At 30.8% G+C, this 1631-nt stretch carries 2 protein-coding genes and 1 pseudogene; all 3 read left to right on the top strand.

The features are described from left to right. The coding region (locus MVY38_RS00845; protein WP_297482394.1) for a gfo/Idh/MocA family oxidoreductase at window positions 1–758 on the top strand (758 nt) is incomplete at its 5' end. After that, window positions 755–1462 carry a sugar phosphate nucleotidyltransferase gene (locus MVY38_RS00840; RefSeq protein WP_297482391.1) on the top strand — a complete coding sequence of 236 codons (708 nt, stop codon included), beginning with the start codon at window positions 755–757 and terminating at the stop codon, window positions 1460–1462. The genes MVY38_RS00845 and MVY38_RS00840, both read left to right, overlap by 4 nt. After that, window positions 1449–1631: pseudogene (locus MVY38_RS00835) on the top strand (flagellin modification protein A); the annotation flags it as partial. The gene MVY38_RS00840 and the pseudogene MVY38_RS00835, both read left to right, overlap by 14 nt.

Here is a 1631-nt window from a genome sequence, read left to right as displayed (position 1 = left end):
TGAGTGTATATGATTATTTTGTCATAGCTTCTCCAACATATAAACATTATGAACAGTTGCAATATTTAGAGAAAAATGTCTCGAGAAAATTGATTTTATGTGAAAAACCTCTATTTGAAACTACAAAAAATTTGCATATTAAAAATAACCAACTCTTTGTTGGCTATGTTTTACGCTTTCATCCTCTGCTATTGAAACTTAAAGAGTTTGTAAAAAATGAAAAAATTATTGCGTTTCATGCGAAATGTGGACAATATTTACCTACATGGAGACCTCAAACAGATTATAGAGATTCTTATAGTGCAAAAAAAAGAGAAGGTGGAGGGGTTTTACTTGATTTAAGCCATGAGATTGACTATGCACAGTGGATATGTGGTGTTTGTAAAGAGATAAAAAGTTATCAAAGTAAAGTTTCTGATTTAGAGATAGATTCAGATGATTTGACAATGTTTATAGCAAAAACAAATCAAGATGTTTTTCTCAATATATCCCTAGATTATATTAGTAAAATAAATCATAGAAGAGTTATTGTAGAGACATTAGAGAGTAGCTATGAACTTGATTTTATTGCAAATAAATTGATGAAAAAAAATAAGTTTGCAGAGGCAGAGATATATAATTTTGCAACATTAGAGAGAAATTTTATGTTTGAACAGATGCATCTTGATATTTTAGGTGAGCAAAAATATGTAGCTACTTTTGAAGAAGGTTTGGAAGTGATGCAGACAATTACAATAATTGAGGAGCAAAATAGATGAGTAAAATTTTATGTACAATATGTGCGAGAGGGGGAAGTAAAGGTGTTAAAAATAAAAATATAAAGCCTCTTCTTGAAAAGCCTTTAATTGCCTATACTATTGAGCAAGCTTTAGAGAGTGGCTTGTTTGAACACATTGTAGTGAGTACAGATTCTGATGCTATTGCAACAATTTCTCAAGAGTATGGAGCAGAGATTTTTTTTAAACGCAGTGAAGCGATGGCGAGTGATAGAGCAGGGAAATTGGATGTAATTCGTGATGCTTTTGTGCGAAGTGAAGCTCATTATGATACTCAATTTGATTATTTGGTTGATTTAGATGCAACGGCACCTCTTAGAATAGTGGAAGATATTGTCAAGGCTTTAAAGCAATTTATACAAAATAATAACGATAATCTTATTACGGCAATGCCAAGTAGAAGAAGCCCTTACTTTAATCTTGTGGAGGTCGATAAAAAAGGAAAAGTCTCTCTTTCAAAAAAATTAGATGAAAGCATTGTAAGAAGACAAGATACACCTAAAAGTTACGATATGAATGCCTCTATTTATATATGGAAGCGTAATGTTATTTTAAATGAAAACTCTCTTTTTTTAGAAAACACTGGTTTATATGTAATGCCAGAAGAGCGTTCTATTGATATAGATACAGAACTCGATTATAAGTTTGTGGAGTTTTTTATGAAGGAAAAAAATGTTAAAAAATAGAGTAGTAGTTATTACAGGTGGGGCAGGGCTAATAGGGCAGGAGTTTGTAAAAGCAGTTGTAAAAAATGATGGCATTGCTATTATTGCAGATATAAACACAAAGATAGGCAAAAAAGTAAAAAAAGAGTTAACGCAAGAGTTAAATACAGATAATATTCATTTTATAAAA

This window comes from Sulfurimonas sp., from assembly GCF_027056685.1.
Taxonomy (GTDB): Bacteria; Campylobacterota; Campylobacteria; order Campylobacterales; family Sulfurimonadaceae; genus Sulfurimonas.
This window is presented reverse-complemented; position numbering and strand designations above follow the sequence as displayed.